This is a genomic window from Microbacterium sp. 01T413_2 (genome assembly GCF_056398985.1).
Map to the genome: position 1 here is coordinate 131,794 of NZ_JBFTQL010000003.1, position 13,492 is coordinate 145,285.

Below are 13,492 nucleotides of genomic sequence, written 5' to 3' on the forward strand. Positions count from 1 at the left end.
CCCCGGCATCCTCAGTCCGCTCGGGTAGAGTGGCCAGCGCCCGATCCAGGCCATCTCCGCGGGGTTCGAGCGGCCGATGAGGCGCTCGCCGGCGCCGCGGCCCAGCAAAAGGCAGCAATCACGTGACTTCCCCCGGCGATCATCGCCCGCAGGCCACCCCCGAGACCGCCGCGTCCGCCTCGGCTGAGTCCGCGGCCGCGCCGCGCCCGCTCACCATCGTCATCGGCGCCGACACGTTCTCACCCGACGTGAACGGCGCCGCCCGATTCACCGAGCGCCTCGCCGCCGGCCTGGTGCAGCGCGGCCACGACGTGCACGTCGTGGCCCCCAACCAGGCGTACCGCACCGCGAAGCCCCGCGTCGAGGTGATCGAGGGCGAGGCGATGACGCTGCACCGGCTGCCGTCGGTGCGCTGGGCGCCACACGACTGGCTGCGGTTCGTCTGGCCGTGGCGCGCGAAGCACTACGCACGCAAAGTGCTCGACGAGGTGCAGCCCGACGTGGTGCACATCCAGTCGCACATCGTGATCGGGCGCGGGCTCTCGCGCATCGCACATCAGCGCGGGATCCCCGTGATCGCCACGAACCACGTCATGGCCGAGAACATCCTCGACCACACCACGATGCCGAAGTTCGTCGACGACATCGTGCTGAAGTTCGCGTGGGCCGACGCGGCGCGCACGTTCGCTCTCACCCGCGCCGTGACCACGCCGACCCGCCGCGCGGCCGACTTCCTCGAGCGCACGATCGACGTCGAGGGCGTCATCCCGATCAGCTGCGGGATCGACCGCACCCAGTACACGCCGGTCATCGGCCCGCGTGAGAAGAACCGCATCGTGTTCGTCGGCCGGCTCACGGCCGAGAAGCAGGTCGAGGTCATCCTCAAGGCGATGACCAAACTGGATCCGGCTCTCGATGTGACGTTCGACATCGTGGGCGGGGGAGACCAGCGCAAACAGCTCGAGGCGCTCGCGCAGCAGCTCGGGCTGGCCGACCGGGTGACCTTCCACGGGCGCACGACCGATGCCGAGCTGCGCGCGATCCTCAGCCGCGCCTCGCTGTTCGTGATCGCCTCGATCGCCGAGCTGCAGTCCATCGCGACGATGGAGGCGATGGCCTCGGCGCTGCCGATCGTCGCCGCGGACGCCGTCGCGCTGCCGCACCTGGTGCACGACGGGGAGAACGGCTACTTGTTCGAGCCCGGCAACGTGAACGAGCTGGCCGCGCGATTGACCGACGTGCTCACCGCCGACCCGGCCGAATACGAGCGCATGCAGCGCGCCTCGCTCGACGGGGTCGTCGTGCACGACATCAACCGCACGCTGGACACCTTCGAGGCGCTGTACCGCGACGAGCCGCTGCCCGAGTAGCCCGGATGCACATCGTCTTCTTCGGCGACCAGCACGCCGAGTCGCTGGGCGGGGCGCAGGTCTCGATGCGACTGCAGCGGAAGTACCTGGAGCGGGCGGGGCACACGGTCACGATCGTCGCGCCGCGGATGCATGCCGAGCGGGCGAGGCTCGCCGGTGCCGAGGACGACCCGGGCTACGTCGACCTCCCGTCGGTCCCGATCACGGCGGACCGGGAGTACTCGCTGACCTGGCCGGGCCGGCGCACCGACCGGTTCCTCGACCGTGCGCTCACCCGCCGTCCGCCCGTGGACCTCGTGCACGTGCAGGCCGACTTCTGGGGCGCGTTCATCGGGCACCGCTTCGCACACCGGCACGGCATCCCCGCCGTGCACACGATGCACAACCGGGTGGACGTCGGCATCGCCGCGGTGACCCCGCTGCACCGGCCGGTGCTCGGCGTGCTGAACCTGTGGCGACGTGCGGCGCTGCGTGGGATCGGGGTACAGCCGAACGGCACCGACGGGTGGGCGTACCTCGCGGGGATCGCCGCGGAGTCGCGTGCAGTGACGGCGCCGTCGGGGCATTTCGCCCGCCGGCTCGAGCAGCACGGCGTCTTCGGATCCGTGGACGTGATCTGGAACGGGATCGACGACGAGGTGCGCGAGCAGGTGCTCGCCGCAGCACCCGCGCAGCGGAAGCCGGGCAGGCCGCGGTTCATCTGGCTCGGCCGGATGAGCCCGGAGAAGCGTCTGCTGCCGTTCCTGGAGGCCGTCGTCGCGAGCGACGTGGACGCCGACATCGAGATCGTCGGCGGCGGGGGAGAGCGCCGCGCCGCCGAGCGCATCGCCGCACGAGCGGGGCGCCCCGGCATCCACTTCGCCGGCCGGATCGGCTACGCCGACGTGCTCGCCCGGATCGCCGCGGCCGACGCCGTCGTGCAGACCTCGATCGGCTTCGAGACGCAGGGCATGACCCCGTTCGAGGCGGCGACGCTCGGCACCCCGACGGTCGTGAGCGACCCCGACATCGCTGCCGAACTGCGGGGCGGGCTGTGGGCGGTGCCCGATGTCGGCGCCGACGAATCCCGCCGGATCGCGGCTCTGGCGGACACGCTGCGCATCGCCACCGCGGACATCGCGGCCGGCCGTGCGCCCGAGCCAGACCCGCAGGTCGCCGCCGACTTCCGGCAGTCGTCGCGGACGGCCGCGATGCTCGAGGTCTACGGTCGCGCGATCGCAGGCTGAGCCCGGCGGAACACGGATCCGTCAGAACGACGTGGGGATCACGTTCGACAGCAGAGCGAACGCGATGCCGATGATGCCTGCGCCACCGACTCCGATCGCGATACCCGCCTGCACCGATCGACTGCCGCGGGCGCCGAGGATCCCGAAGATCAGCGTGACGGCGTAAGCGAGGAAGAGCAGGGTCTGCCCGACGAGGCTGTAAGTCCCGATGACCCCTGCGCCCAGGTGGAAGTCGTACGAGAGTCGGATGATCGCGAAGCGGAAGAGCAAGGTGTACAGCACGCCCAGTGCGACGCTCACGATCGCCAGCACCAGGGCGACGCGGGCGCTGCCGTCCGCACTGCGGCCCGCCCCGGCCGTCGCAGGCAGGCCGTTCTGCGCCCCGGCAGGATGGCCGTTCTGCGCGGTGGCTCCGGGATATGCCGGCTGATAGGCGGGCGTGGATCCGTAGGGCCGCTGCGGGGGAGTCGACGCGGTCGCGGGCGGTTGCGCGCCGGGTGCGGGCGGGAACTGCTGCTGGGGATCGCTCATGTCGCCGACGCTACCGGCACCGGCGCATTCGCGACATGGGCAGCGCTGCCCATGTCGGTCAGGCGATGAGCGCCGCCGCCAGCGCGTTCTCGACGTCGTCGCGCGAGACCGCCGGCGCCTCGGTGAGCATGGATCCGAACGTCTGCGGATCCCAGTCGAGCCCCAGTGCGGCGTTGGCTTCCGTGAGCACGGCGACGAAGCGGTCGACGGGGCCGAACGCGAGCATCCCGCTGAGCAGGCGTGCGCCGCGCACACCGCGCTGCGAGGTGCCGACGAGCTTCACGGCGCCGCGGGCGTTGATGCTGTACTCGCCGGGGCAGTACTCGCCGGGCACCTCACCCAGACGGGCGTCGACGCCGAGCCCGCGCAGCGCGTCGACGATCGTCCTGCCCGTTTGCGCGAAGAACGCGGTGGGGTCGGCATGCGCCTCCTCGCGCTTGACGAGGTCGAAGACGAGGCACGTCTCGTCGTAGGCGACGGCGCGGCCGCCGGTCGGGCGGATCGCCGGCGCGAACCCGAGGCGCTCGGCCGCGGACACGGCGGTCTGGCAGCCCGGCATCAGGCTCTCCCGCCGCGTCAGCGCGAGCGTCGGCGCCGGCGTGTACAGGCGCAGCACCCGCTCAGGACCGTCCCCGGAAGCGACCTGGCGCAGGAGTTCGACGGATCGCTCGAGGTCGTTCGTGCGTGGGGACGACTGACGGATGACGTCTCCGCGCACGGGGACGAGGCGATCGGAGGATCCCGCGGGCACCGTCAGCCCCAGTGCGCCGGCGCCGGCAGGGCGTGGTCGCGCACGTCGACGCCCTCCGCGCCGACCGAAGCCGTGCAGTAGAGCAGCGACTGCGTGGGATAGCCGTGCGGGCGGTTGTCGCGGATGATCGCGCGGTCGTCGGCCGGATCCAGTTCCGCGGTCGTCGCGAGCAGCCGGATCCAGGACTGCGGCCAGTCCTCATCCTGCGTCGGGTGCGCGCGGAACTCGGGCAGCCAGCGCGCGATGCGCGCGGTCTCAGGATCGTCCAGATCCGAGTGCGCGATCATGTGCACGCCCGTCGGCACCGGGGTCTCGCACAGCGTGGTGCCGTCCCAGGACAGCACGCGGGCGCCACCGGGGGAGACCTCGAGCAGATTGAAGCCGTGCATGCGCTCCGAGCCGCCCGGCGAGACGCCCGCCACGGACGCCAGCGCGAGGGTGCCGCGGGAGACGGCCAGCTCGTCGGGCAGGTCGAGCACGTCGGCGCGGTTCAGCAGCACGGCCAGCCGGCGCGACTCCGGGTCGACGGCGAGCCAGGCTCCGCCGGCGCGGCGGTCGCGGATTCCGGCGACACCCGGGCGATCCGGCCACCACTCGCCCAGTGCATCCCATTCGCGCAGCGGATCCTCGTCTCGCACGGCCAGCAGCCGCGCCCCCGTCCCGTCGACCTCGATCACGACCGTGCACACGGGATCAGTCTAGGCAGGGCGCGGGCCACCGGATCCGGATGGGCCGCGCCTACGTCATCCCGCGAGACGACCGCGTTTCGTCTCGCTCCTCGCTGCGCTCCGTGTTCGCTCAACGACCCCGATGGGATCCGGATCCGGTCGACGAGCGCTCCAGGCCCGGGCACGGCGCCGAATGGCAGAATCGAGGGATGGACATCGTGGTGGGGGTCTCCGGCGGCATCGCGGCCTACAAGTCGGTGCAGCTCGTGCGGCTCCTGGTGAAGGCCGGGCACGCGGTCACAGTCGTCCCCACCGAGGACGCGCTGCGCTTCGTGGGCGCGCCGACGTGGGAGGCGATCAGCCGCAACCCGGTCACGACGAGCGTGCACGACGACGTGGCGAAGGTGCGCCATGTCGCGCTCGGCCAGGGCGCCGATCTGGTCGTCGTCGCCCCCGCCACGGCGAACACGATCGCGCGCATGGCCGCGGGCATCGCCGACAACCTGCTCGGGACGACGCTGCTGGCCACCACCGCGCCCGTGCTCATCGCCCCCGCGATGCACGCCGAGATGTGGGCGCACCCCGCGACCCAGGCGAACATCCGCACGCTCTCCGACCGCGGTGTGCACCTGATCGGGCCCGACGACGGCGAGCTCGCCGGCGGCGACAGCGGACCCGGCCGGATGAGCGAACCCGAGGCGATCGCCGAGGCCGCGCTGCGCCTGCTCGCCCCGCAGGACCTCGCCGGCCTGGCGGTCGTGGTCTCCGCGGGTGGCACGCGCGAGCCGATCGATCCCGTGCGCTACCTCGGCAACCGCTCCAGCGGCCGTCAGGGTGCGGCCCTCGCCGTCGAGGCGGCGACCCGAGGCGCCGAGGTCGAGCTCGTCGCGGCTAACCTCGCGCGAGACGTCCTCGCGGCGGCGAGCCATCCGCGGATCCGGATCCGTCCCGTCGCCACGGCGGCTCAGCTCGCGTCCGCGGTGAAGGAGGCCGCGACCCGTGCGGATGCCGTGGTCATGGCCGCCGCCGTCGCCGACTACCGGCCCGCGCAGGCCGCCGCGCACAAGCTCACCAAGGAGGACGGGATCCTCGAGCGGATCGACCTCGTCGAGAACGAGGATGTGCTGGCGGCCCTCGGCGCAGCCCGCCGCGCGGGTGCGGCGCCGGAGGGGCAGGTCCTCGTCGGTTTCGCCGCGGAGACCGCGACGGATCCCGAGGCGCGGCGCGAGCGCGCCCGCCGCAAGCGCGAGCGCAAGGGCGCCGATCTGCTCGCCGTGAACCTCGCCGACGCCGAGCACGGGTTCGAGAAGCACGACAACGCCGTGGAGATCATCGGCCCCGAGGGAGCGGTCGTCGCGGCGGTGGCCGGGTCCAAGCGCACCGTCGCCGCGGCGCTGTGGGACGCTGTGGTCGCCCTGCGCGACTGAGGCCCGCGCCGGGCACCAGGCTGGCGCCCGCTTGCACGCAGGAGTACAGTTTTCGTATTGTAAAAGTAGAGTTTCACAGAATGGAATAGCATGAACGCTCCGCTGCCCACCCCTGGCCCGCGCGAGATCGCGCCGGAGCTGGCGCGCTCGTGGCTCCTGGTCGCAGCGACGAGGCCGGAGACGTTCGACGACGCGGCCCGCTCGCACGCCGACGCCGTGATCCTCGACGTCGAGGATGCCGTCGATGCGAGCCACAAGGACTCCGCGCGGGATGACGTCGTGCGCTGGCTGCACGGTGCCGATGAGGACGGCAACCCCCACCGCGCCTGGGTGCGCATCAATGACGCGACCAGCGAGCACTGGTCCCCGGATCTAGACGGACTGCGCGACGCCCCCGGATTGCAAGGCGTCATGCTCGCCAAGACCGAGTACGGCGGCCAGGTCATGGACACGTTCAACCGCCTGGGTGCGAAGGTGCCCGTCGTCGCGCTCGTGGAGTCGGCCATCGGCATCGAGAACGCCACGGAGATCGCCCGGGCCAAGGGCGTGTTCCGGCTCGCCTTCGGCAGCGGCGACTTCCGCCGCGACACCGGCATGTCCGCCGATCGGGAGGCCATGGCCTACCCGCGGGCGCGCCTGGTCATCTCCAGCCGCGCGAGCGGGCTCCCCGGCCCGATCGACGGTCCGACCGTCGGATCCAGCCACCCGATCCTGCGCGAGCAGTCGGCCATCACCGTGTCGATGGGCATGACCGGCAAGCTCTGCCTGCAGGCCGATCAGACCCCCGTCGTCAACGAGGTCATCAGCCCCACCCGCACCGATGTTGAGTGGGCCTACGAGTTCCTCGAGGACTTCGACGCGCGGGGTCGCATCGTCCGCGACGGCAGCGACCTGCCCCGTCTCGGCCGCGCCCGCAAGATCATGCATCTCGCCGAGGCCTTCGGCGTGCTGCCCACCCGCTGACCCCATCCGAACGGAGACATCATGACCACTCGCCTCGCCCCCGGGGACACCGCGCCCGCCTTCGCCCTCGACGACGCCGACGGCGCTCGTGTCTCGCTCGAGGACTACCGCGGACGCAACGTCGTCGTGTACTTCTACCCCAAGGCTGCGACCCCCGGCTGCACCACCGAGGCCTGCGACTTCCGCGACAACCTGTCGTCGCTCGACGCCGCCGGCTACTCCGTGATCGGCGTATCGCCCGACGAGGTCGCCGACATCCGCGCGTTCTCCGAGGCGGAGGGCCTCACCTTCCCGCTGCTCGCCGACACCGACGCCGCCGTGGCGCGGGCGTGGGGCGTATGGGGGGAGAAGACCGTGGGCGACCGCACCTTCGACGGCGTCATCCGCTCCACGTTCGTGCTGGACGGCGACGGCGTCGTGCAGCGGGCCGAGTACGGCGTCGACGCCTCGGGCCACGTGGCGCGCCTGCGCGCCGAGCTCGGCGTCTGAATCCGATCCACCACCAGCGATTCGTCCCCCTCAGCACGAGCCATCGGTCGTGCTGAGGGGGACGACTCGAAATGGGGGTTGACAACCGCGGATCCGCTCCGCACACTAGTTACACATGCTGAAACAACAGTTCCGGCATACGGAAACTCCTCCCTTGGATGAGATCGGATCCTGTCGATAGGATCCGTCCGTATAGCCCTTACACGCCGGATGCCAGCATGGTCTGAGGATCGAAGATGTTGCTCGAGGAGTTCAACTCCGCCGGCCGCGACGACGCCATCGCCGTCGTGAAGCCCGCACTGGACATCACCCGCTGGATCGACGCGATCGTCGACGGCCGCCCGTACGCCTCGGTCGACGCGCTCTCCGCCGCCGCCCTCGAGGCCGCGGCTCCGCTCACCGAGGCCGAGCTGGACGGGGCGCTCGCGCACCACCCGCGCATCGGCGCCAAGGTCGACGGCACCAGCGCCGAGGCCGCGCACTCGCGTCGCGAGCAGCCGAGCGTCGACGATGTCACGGCCGCCGCCCTCGCCGAGGGGAACCGCGCCTACGAGGAGCGGTTCGACCGCGTCTTCCTCATCCGCGCCGCCGGCCGCAGCGCCCAGGACATCCTGGCCCTGCTGCGCGAGCGGCTCGGCAGCACCGACGAGCAGGAGCTCGCCGTCGTGGACCAGCAGCTGCGCGAGATCGCAGCGCTGCGCCTCGCGGCGGCCATCGAGACCGAAGGAGTGAGCGCATGAGCGTCTCCCACGTGACCACCCACATCCTGGACACCACACTCGGGCGCCCTGCGTCCGGCGTCGCCGTCGTACTCGAGGCCCGAGTCGGCGACGGGTGGTCGGGGATCGGTACGGGCCTCACCGATGCTGACGGGCGGGTGAAAGCGCTCGGCCCGGAGCGGCTGGAGAGCGGTGCCTACCGACTCCGGTTCGACACCGCGGCCTACTTCGCCGGCATCAAGACGGACGCCTTCTTCCCGGAGGTGGTGCTGACCTTCCAGGTCGACGCCGAGCAGGCGCACTATCACGTGCCGCTGCTGCTCAGTCCGTTCGCCTATTCCACCTACCGAGGAAGCTAAGAGGGATCCGAAATGACGAACATCATCCTGGGCAAGAACCAGTACGGCAAGGCCGAGAACCGGGTCGTCCGCATCACCCGCGACACCGACCGCCACGAGATCGAGGACCTGAACGTCACCTCGCAGCTGCGCGGCGACTTCGCCTCCGCGCACTTCGACGGCAACAACGAGAACGTCGTCGCCACCGACACCCAGAAGAACACGGTCTACGCCTTCGCCAAGGACGGCATCGGCAGCCCGGAGGAGTTCCTCGTGCGTCTCGGCCGGCATTTCACCGGCGAGTTCGACTGGGTGACCGGCGGACGCTGGGCTGCGGAGCAGTACACCTGGCTGCGCATCGAGGGCGACAACGGCGAGCACGACCACGCGTTCGTGCGCGGCGGCACCGAGACCCGCACCGCGGTCGTGCAGATCGACGGCGACGACACCACGATCATCGCGGGCCTGCAGGACCTCACGGTCCTCAAGTCGACCGCGAGTGGTTTCGTCGGCTACCCGCGCGACAAGTACACGACCCTCCCCGAGACCGAGGACCGCATCCTCGCCACCTCGGTGACGGCCAAGTGGCGCTACAACCGCAACGACCTCGACTTCAACGAGGTCTACGCGGACGTCCGTCGCCTGCTCCTCGCCGGCTTCTCGCGCAACTATTCCTACGCCCTGCAGCACACGCTGAAGGAGATGGCCGAGGCCGTGCTCGAGGCGCACCCCGAGATCGACGAGATCCGCTTCTCGACCCCGAACAAGCACCACTTCGTCGTGGACCTGTCGCCGTTCGGCCTGGAGAACCCGAACGAGGTGTTCTTCGCCGCCGACCGTCCCTACGGCCTCATCGAGGCGTCGTTCCTGCGTGATGGCGCCGACGCCGACCACTGGTCGTGGGACGGCATCGCCGGCTTCTGCTGAGCGCTGCACCACTGCCGACACGAGAATGCGGGGCCCGGTTCGCCGGGCCCCGCATTCGTCGTCTCCGGGCGAGTCGGATGCCTCGGAGCCTTGACAAGGCGTCCCTCGCGGGAGGACAATAGTTACGCAATCTGAAAGAAACCTTCCACGATCTGAAATCAATCGGATCCGGAATCGAGCACGAACCCGCGGCCCCGACACGAGGGCGCAGGGACGAGGAGGTCCGCCGATGATCGCGAACCCCCGCGATCCCTCAGCCGCGCCCGCCGAATGGCATCCCGCTCGCGGTGATCGTGAGCGCGCCGATGTTGGCCTCCGCGGGCAGATCCGCCATGAGCAGCACGGTGCGCGCCGCGGCCTCGACGTCGAAGGTGGGCTCGACTCTGCGACTGCCGTCGGCCTGCAGCGCCCCGGATCCGACACCGAGTTCGTCCATGATCTCGGTGCGGGTGTTGCCGATGTCGATCTGACCGCAGGAGATCCGGAACGGTCGGCCGTCGAGATCGACGGACTTCGTCAGCCCCGTGAGCGCATGCTTGCTCACGGCGTACGCCACGGACAGCGGGCGGGGCGCCTGGGCGGAGATGGATCCGTTGTTGATGATGCGGCCGCCCTGCGGACTCTGCGCGCGCATCACGCGCATCGCACCCCGTGCACAGAGCAGCGCGCCGGTGAGGTTGACCGCGAGTGTCTGCTCCCAGTCGGCGAGCTCGATGTCCGCCGCCGAGACCGCGGGGCCGAACGCGCCGGCGTTGTTGAACAGCACGTCCACGCGGCCCCACTCCCGCACCACGCGGTCGAAGAGCGCGTCCACCTCGGCCTCGACCGTCACGTCTGTCGGGAGCACCAGCGCGTCCGGATGCCCGGCCGCCGTCTCCGCCAGCGCAGCCTCGCGCCGCCCTGCCAGCGCCACGCGGTAGCCGGCCTCCAGCATCGTGCGCGCCACGGCGCGCCCGATCCCCGATCCTGCACCCGTCACCACGGCGATGCGTCCGCTCATCGTCACTCCTCGAACCTCAGACCCGCTGCGCAACCCGCAGCCACCTACATCTAGCAGATCAGCCCCGCTGCCCGACCGGCAGCCTCCCGATACATCCCACAGAAAGGCCGAAGATGCACGAACAGAGCAGCTCCGCCGCCCTCGGATCCGAGACCCTGGATCACGACCCCGAAGAGACCGCCGAGTGGCTCGAGTCGCTGGATGCGCTCGTCGCTCAGCGCGGCGCCGAGCGCGGCGAGCACATCGTGCGCACGCTGGCCGCCCGCGCCGGCGTGGTCGACGAGCCGAACGCGACCACGGACTACATCAACACGATCTCGGTCGCCGATGAGCCCGCCTACCCCGGCGATGAGGAGCTCGAGCGCCGCTACCGCGCCTGGATGCGCTGGAACGCCGCGATCCTGGTGCATCGCGCGCAGCGCCCCGGCATCGGCGTCGGCGGCCACATCTCCACCTACGCGGGCGCCGCGACCCTGTACGAGGTCGGCTTCAACCACTTCTTCCGCGGCAAGGACCACCCCGGCGGCGGCGACCAGATCTACTTCCAGGGCCACGCCTCGCCCGGCATGTACGCCCGCGCGTTCGTGGAGGGCCGCCTCAGCGAGGAGGACCTCGACGGCTTCCGCCAGGAGAAGTCCCGCGAGGGGCATGCCCTGAGCTCCTACCCGCATCCCCGGCTCATGCCGGAGTTCTGGGAGTTCCCGACCGTGTCGATGGGCATCGGCCCGATGAACGCGATCTACCAGGCGCAGTCCAACCGCTACCTGCACAACCGCGGGCTCAAGGACACCAGCGACCAGCACGTCTGGGCGTTCCTCGGCGACGGCGAGATGGACGAGCCGGAGAGCCGCGGGCTGCTGCAACTCGCCGCCAACGACAAGCTCGACAACCTCACCTTCGTCGTGAACTGCAACCTGCAGCGCCTGGACGGCCCGGTGCGCGGCAACGGCAAGATCATTCAGGAGCTCGAGGGCTTCTTCCGCGGCGCGGGCTGGAACGTCATCAAGGTCGTCTGGGGTCGGGAGTGGGATGCGCTTCTCGACGCCGACACCGAGGGTGCGCTGCTGAACGTCATGAACACGACCGTGGACGGCGATTACCAGACGTACAAGGGCGAGTCGGGCGCGTTCATCCGGGAGAACTTCTTCGGACGCGATCCGCGCGCGCTCAAGCTCGCCGAGCACCTCAGCGACGACGAGATCTGGGGCCTCAAGCGCGGCGGCCACGACTACCGCAAGGTGTTCGCGGCGTATCAGCAGTCGATGGAGCACAACGGCAAGCCCACCGTGATCCTCGTCAAGACGGTGAAGGGCTACGGTCTCGGCCCGCGGTTCGAGGCGCGTAACGCCACGCACCAGATGAAGAAGATGACGCTGCAGGACCTCAAGGACTTCCGCGACCACCTGCGCGTGCCGATCAGCGACGAGCAGCTCGAGGCGAACCCCTACGAGCCGCCGTACTACCACCCCGGCGCCGACGCCCCCGAGATCCGCTACATGCAGGAGCGTCGTGCGGCGCTCGGCGGGTACCTGCCCGAGCGGCGCCCGAACGCCTCCGGCGAGATCGCCCTGCCCGACCCCAAGGCGTACGAGGTGGCGGCTCGCGGATCCGGGAAGCAGCAGGCCGCGACCACCATGGCGTTCGTGCGGGTGCTGAAGGACCTCATGCGCGACCCCGAGTTCGGCAAGCGCATCGTCCCGATCATCCCCGACGAGGCGCGCACCTTCGGCATGGACGCGTTCTTCCCGACCGCGAAGATCTACAACCCGAACGGGCAGAACTACCTCGCCGTCGACCGTGACATCGTGCTCTCGTACAAGGAGTCGACGGCGGGTCAGATCGTGCACGTCGGCATCAACGAGGCCGGATCCATCGCGGCCTTCACTGCGGCGGGCACCGCGTACGCGACCCACGGCGTGCCGCTTGTGCCGGTGTACGTGTTCTACTCGATGTTCGGCTTCCAGCGCACCGGCGACTCGCTGTGGGCGGCCGCCGACCAGATGACGCGCGGCTTCCTGATCTCGGCGACCGCCGGGCGCACCACGCTCACCGGTGAGGGGCTGCAGCACGCCGACGGGCACTCGCCGCTTCTCGCGGCGACGAACGCCGCGGTGATCACGTACGATCCGGCGTTCGGCTACGAGATCGGCCACATCATGCGCGCCGGCATCGAGCGCATGTACGGCGCGGACTCGACCGACCGCAACTACATCTACAACCTCATGGTCTACAACGAGCCGATCGTGCAGCCGGCCGAGCCCGAGGGCGTCGACGTGGCCGGGATCCTGGGCGGCATCCACCGGATCGCCCCGGTCGAGGCGCCCAAGGCGCACCTGCTCGCGTCGGGCATCGGCGTGACCTGGGCCCAGGAGGCGCAGCAGCTGCTGGCTTCCGATTGGGGGGTGCAGGCCGACGTCTGGTCGGTGACCTCGTGGACGGAGCTGCGCCGCGACGCGGTCGCCGCCGAGGAGGATGAGTTCCTCGGACGCGGTGCGCGCACGTCGTTCCTCGCTTCGCAGCTGGCCGGATCCCACGGCCCGATCGTCGCGGTGAGCGACTACGCGAAGGACCTGCCGGACCAGATCCGCCAGTTCGTCCCGAACGACTGGGCCACCCTGGGCGCCGACGGCTTCGGCTTCTCGGACACCCGCGCCGCCGCCCGCCGGTACTTCAAGATCGACGGACCCTCGGTCGTGGTGCGGACGCTCCAGCTGCTCGCCAAGCGCGGCGAGATCGACGCGTCGATCCCGGCCCGGGCCGCCGAGAAGTACCGCCTGCTCGACGTCAACGCCGGCACGAGCGGCACCGACGCGGAGTAGTCGGTCCCGGGTCGTTGAGCGAGGACGCGCGAAGCACGACCGAGACGAAACGCGGTGCCTCTCGAAGCGGACCTCGGGAGGGCGCCGCGTTTCGTCTCGCTGCGCTCGCTCAACGACCCCGTGCTCAACGACCCAGAAAAAGGACGGATGCAACTCCAGAGGACAGGATCCGTGGATCCGTCCTGCGGAATTGCATCCGTCCTTCGGAGTTGTGGGGACGTCACCCCCGGGCGGGCCCTCAGGGACCTCCGGGATGCCCCCGGT

At 70.6% G+C, this 13,492-nt stretch carries 13 protein-coding genes; 9 read left to right on the top strand and 4 right to left on the bottom strand.

The window, feature by feature from the left end; genetic code table 11:
- The first annotated feature begins 215 nt into the window (after nt 1–215).
- Together AC1DMN_RS03270 and AC1DMN_RS03275 are read left to right on the top strand one after the other, a co-directional pair.
- The gene (locus tag AC1DMN_RS03270) at nt 216–1,370 is read left to right on the top strand and encodes a glycosyltransferase (protein ID WP_440733198.1); all 1,155 of its coding nucleotides are present in this window, start codon (nt 216–218) and stop codon (nt 1,368–1,370) included.
- 5 nt (nt 1,371–1,375) lie between these two features.
- Complete coding sequence (locus tag AC1DMN_RS03275; RefSeq protein WP_477230161.1) at nt 1,376–2,596, top strand: glycosyltransferase family 4 protein; 1,221 nt, start codon at nt 1,376–1,378, stop codon at nt 2,594–2,596.
- A 21-nt stretch (nt 2,597–2,617) separates the two neighbouring features.
- Here AC1DMN_RS03275 and AC1DMN_RS03280 read toward each other — a convergent pair whose 3' ends face one another.
- The 3 genes from AC1DMN_RS03280 to AC1DMN_RS03290 are packed head-to-tail and all read right to left on the bottom strand — an operon-like array spanning nt 2,618 to nt 4,567.
- Entirely contained in the window at nt 2,618–3,127 is a 510-nt protein-coding gene (locus tag AC1DMN_RS03280) for a hypothetical protein (protein WP_477230162.1), read from the bottom strand.
- Between the two features lie 58 nt (nt 3,128–3,185).
- The gene (locus AC1DMN_RS03285) at nt 3,186–3,845 is read right to left on the bottom strand and encodes a lipoate--protein ligase family protein (protein ID WP_477230163.1); all 660 of its coding nucleotides are present in this window, start codon (nt 3,843–3,845) and stop codon (nt 3,186–3,188) included.
- A 35-nt stretch (nt 3,846–3,880) separates the two neighbouring features.
- The gene (locus AC1DMN_RS03290; RefSeq protein ID WP_477230164.1) at nt 3,881–4,567 is read right to left on the bottom strand and encodes an NRDE family protein; all 687 of its coding nucleotides are present in this window, start codon (nt 4,565–4,567) and stop codon (nt 3,881–3,883) included.
- A 188-nt stretch (nt 4,568–4,755) separates the two neighbouring features.
- Here AC1DMN_RS03290 and coaBC point away from each other — a divergent pair, with 188 nt between their 5' ends.
- The 6 genes from coaBC (at nt 4,756) to pucL (ending at nt 9,409) form a co-directional block, all read left to right on the top strand.
- Nucleotides 4,756–5,973 carry a bifunctional phosphopantothenoylcysteine decarboxylase/phosphopantothenate--cysteine ligase CoaBC gene (gene coaBC, locus AC1DMN_RS03295; protein ID WP_477230165.1) on the top strand — a complete coding sequence of 406 codons (1,218 nt, stop codon included), beginning with the start codon at nt 4,756–4,758 and terminating at the stop codon, nt 5,971–5,973.
- 90 nt (nt 5,974–6,063) lie between these two features.
- Nucleotides 6,064–6,936, top strand: a complete 873-nt coding sequence (locus AC1DMN_RS03300; protein WP_477230166.1) for an HpcH/HpaI aldolase/citrate lyase family protein — start codon at nt 6,064–6,066, stop codon at nt 6,934–6,936.
- A gap of 21 nt (nt 6,937–6,957) precedes the next feature.
- A complete protein-coding gene (gene bcp, locus AC1DMN_RS03305) occupies nt 6,958–7,425 on the top strand; it encodes a thioredoxin-dependent thiol peroxidase (RefSeq protein WP_441977920.1) in 468 nt (155 codons plus the stop codon).
- 236 nt (nt 7,426–7,661) lie between these two features.
- Complete coding sequence (gene uraD, locus AC1DMN_RS03310; protein WP_441977921.1) at nt 7,662–8,165, top strand: 2-oxo-4-hydroxy-4-carboxy-5-ureidoimidazoline decarboxylase; 504 nt, start codon at nt 7,662–7,664, stop codon at nt 8,163–8,165.
- Nucleotides 8,162–8,503, top strand: coding sequence for a hydroxyisourate hydrolase (gene uraH, locus AC1DMN_RS03315; protein WP_441977922.1), 342 nt, complete (start codon nt 8,162–8,164; stop codon nt 8,501–8,503). The genes uraD and uraH overlap by 4 nt, the downstream gene beginning before the upstream one ends.
- Nucleotides 8,504–8,515: 12 nt before the next feature.
- Nucleotides 8,516–9,409, top strand: coding sequence for a factor-independent urate hydroxylase (gene pucL / locus AC1DMN_RS03320; protein WP_441977923.1), 894 nt, complete (start codon nt 8,516–8,518; stop codon nt 9,407–9,409).
- 253 nt (nt 9,410–9,662) lie between these two features.
- On the opposite strand, the gene AC1DMN_RS03325 is transcribed toward pucL, so the two are convergent.
- Entirely contained in the window at nt 9,663–10,409 is a 747-nt protein-coding gene (locus tag AC1DMN_RS03325; RefSeq protein WP_477230167.1) for an SDR family oxidoreductase, read from the bottom strand.
- Nucleotides 10,410–10,522: 113 nt separating this feature from the next.
- Here AC1DMN_RS03325 and aceE point away from each other — a divergent pair, with 113 nt between their 5' ends.
- Nucleotides 10,523–13,228: a pyruvate dehydrogenase (acetyl-transferring), homodimeric type gene (aceE, locus tag AC1DMN_RS03330; RefSeq protein ID WP_477230168.1), complete on the top strand. Its 2,706-nt coding sequence runs from the start codon at nt 10,523–10,525 to the stop codon at nt 13,226–13,228.
- Nucleotides 13,229–13,492 lie beyond the last annotated feature (264 nt).

Excerpts from the sequence above, each read along its gene's own strand:
- AC1DMN_RS03280 (WP_477230162.1), bottom strand. The coding sequence starts at position 3,127 with ATGAGCGATCCCCAGCAGCAGTTCCCGCCCGCACCCGGCGCGCAACCG.
- uraH (WP_441977922.1), top strand. The coding sequence starts at position 8,162 with ATGAGCGTCTCCCACGTGACCACCCACATCCTGGACACCACACTCGGG.
- AC1DMN_RS03300 (WP_477230166.1), top strand. The coding sequence starts at position 6,064 with ATGAACGCTCCGCTGCCCACCCCTGGCCCGCGCGAGATCGCGCCGGAG.
- aceE (WP_477230168.1), top strand. The coding sequence starts at position 10,523 with ATGCACGAACAGAGCAGCTCCGCCGCCCTCGGATCCGAGACCCTGGAT.
- AC1DMN_RS03275 (WP_477230161.1), top strand. The coding sequence starts at position 1,376 with ATGCACATCGTCTTCTTCGGCGACCAGCACGCCGAGTCGCTGGGCGGG.
- uraD (WP_441977921.1), top strand. The coding sequence starts at position 7,662 with ATGTTGCTCGAGGAGTTCAACTCCGCCGGCCGCGACGACGCCATCGCC.
- pucL (WP_441977923.1), top strand. The coding sequence starts at position 8,516 with ATGACGAACATCATCCTGGGCAAGAACCAGTACGGCAAGGCCGAGAAC.
- coaBC (WP_477230165.1), top strand. The coding sequence starts at position 4,756 with ATGGACATCGTGGTGGGGGTCTCCGGCGGCATCGCGGCCTACAAGTCG.
- AC1DMN_RS03325 (WP_477230167.1), bottom strand. The coding sequence starts at position 10,409 with ATGAGCGGACGCATCGCCGTGGTGACGGGTGCAGGATCGGGGATCGGG.
- bcp (WP_441977920.1), top strand. The coding sequence starts at position 6,958 with ATGACCACTCGCCTCGCCCCCGGGGACACCGCGCCCGCCTTCGCCCTC.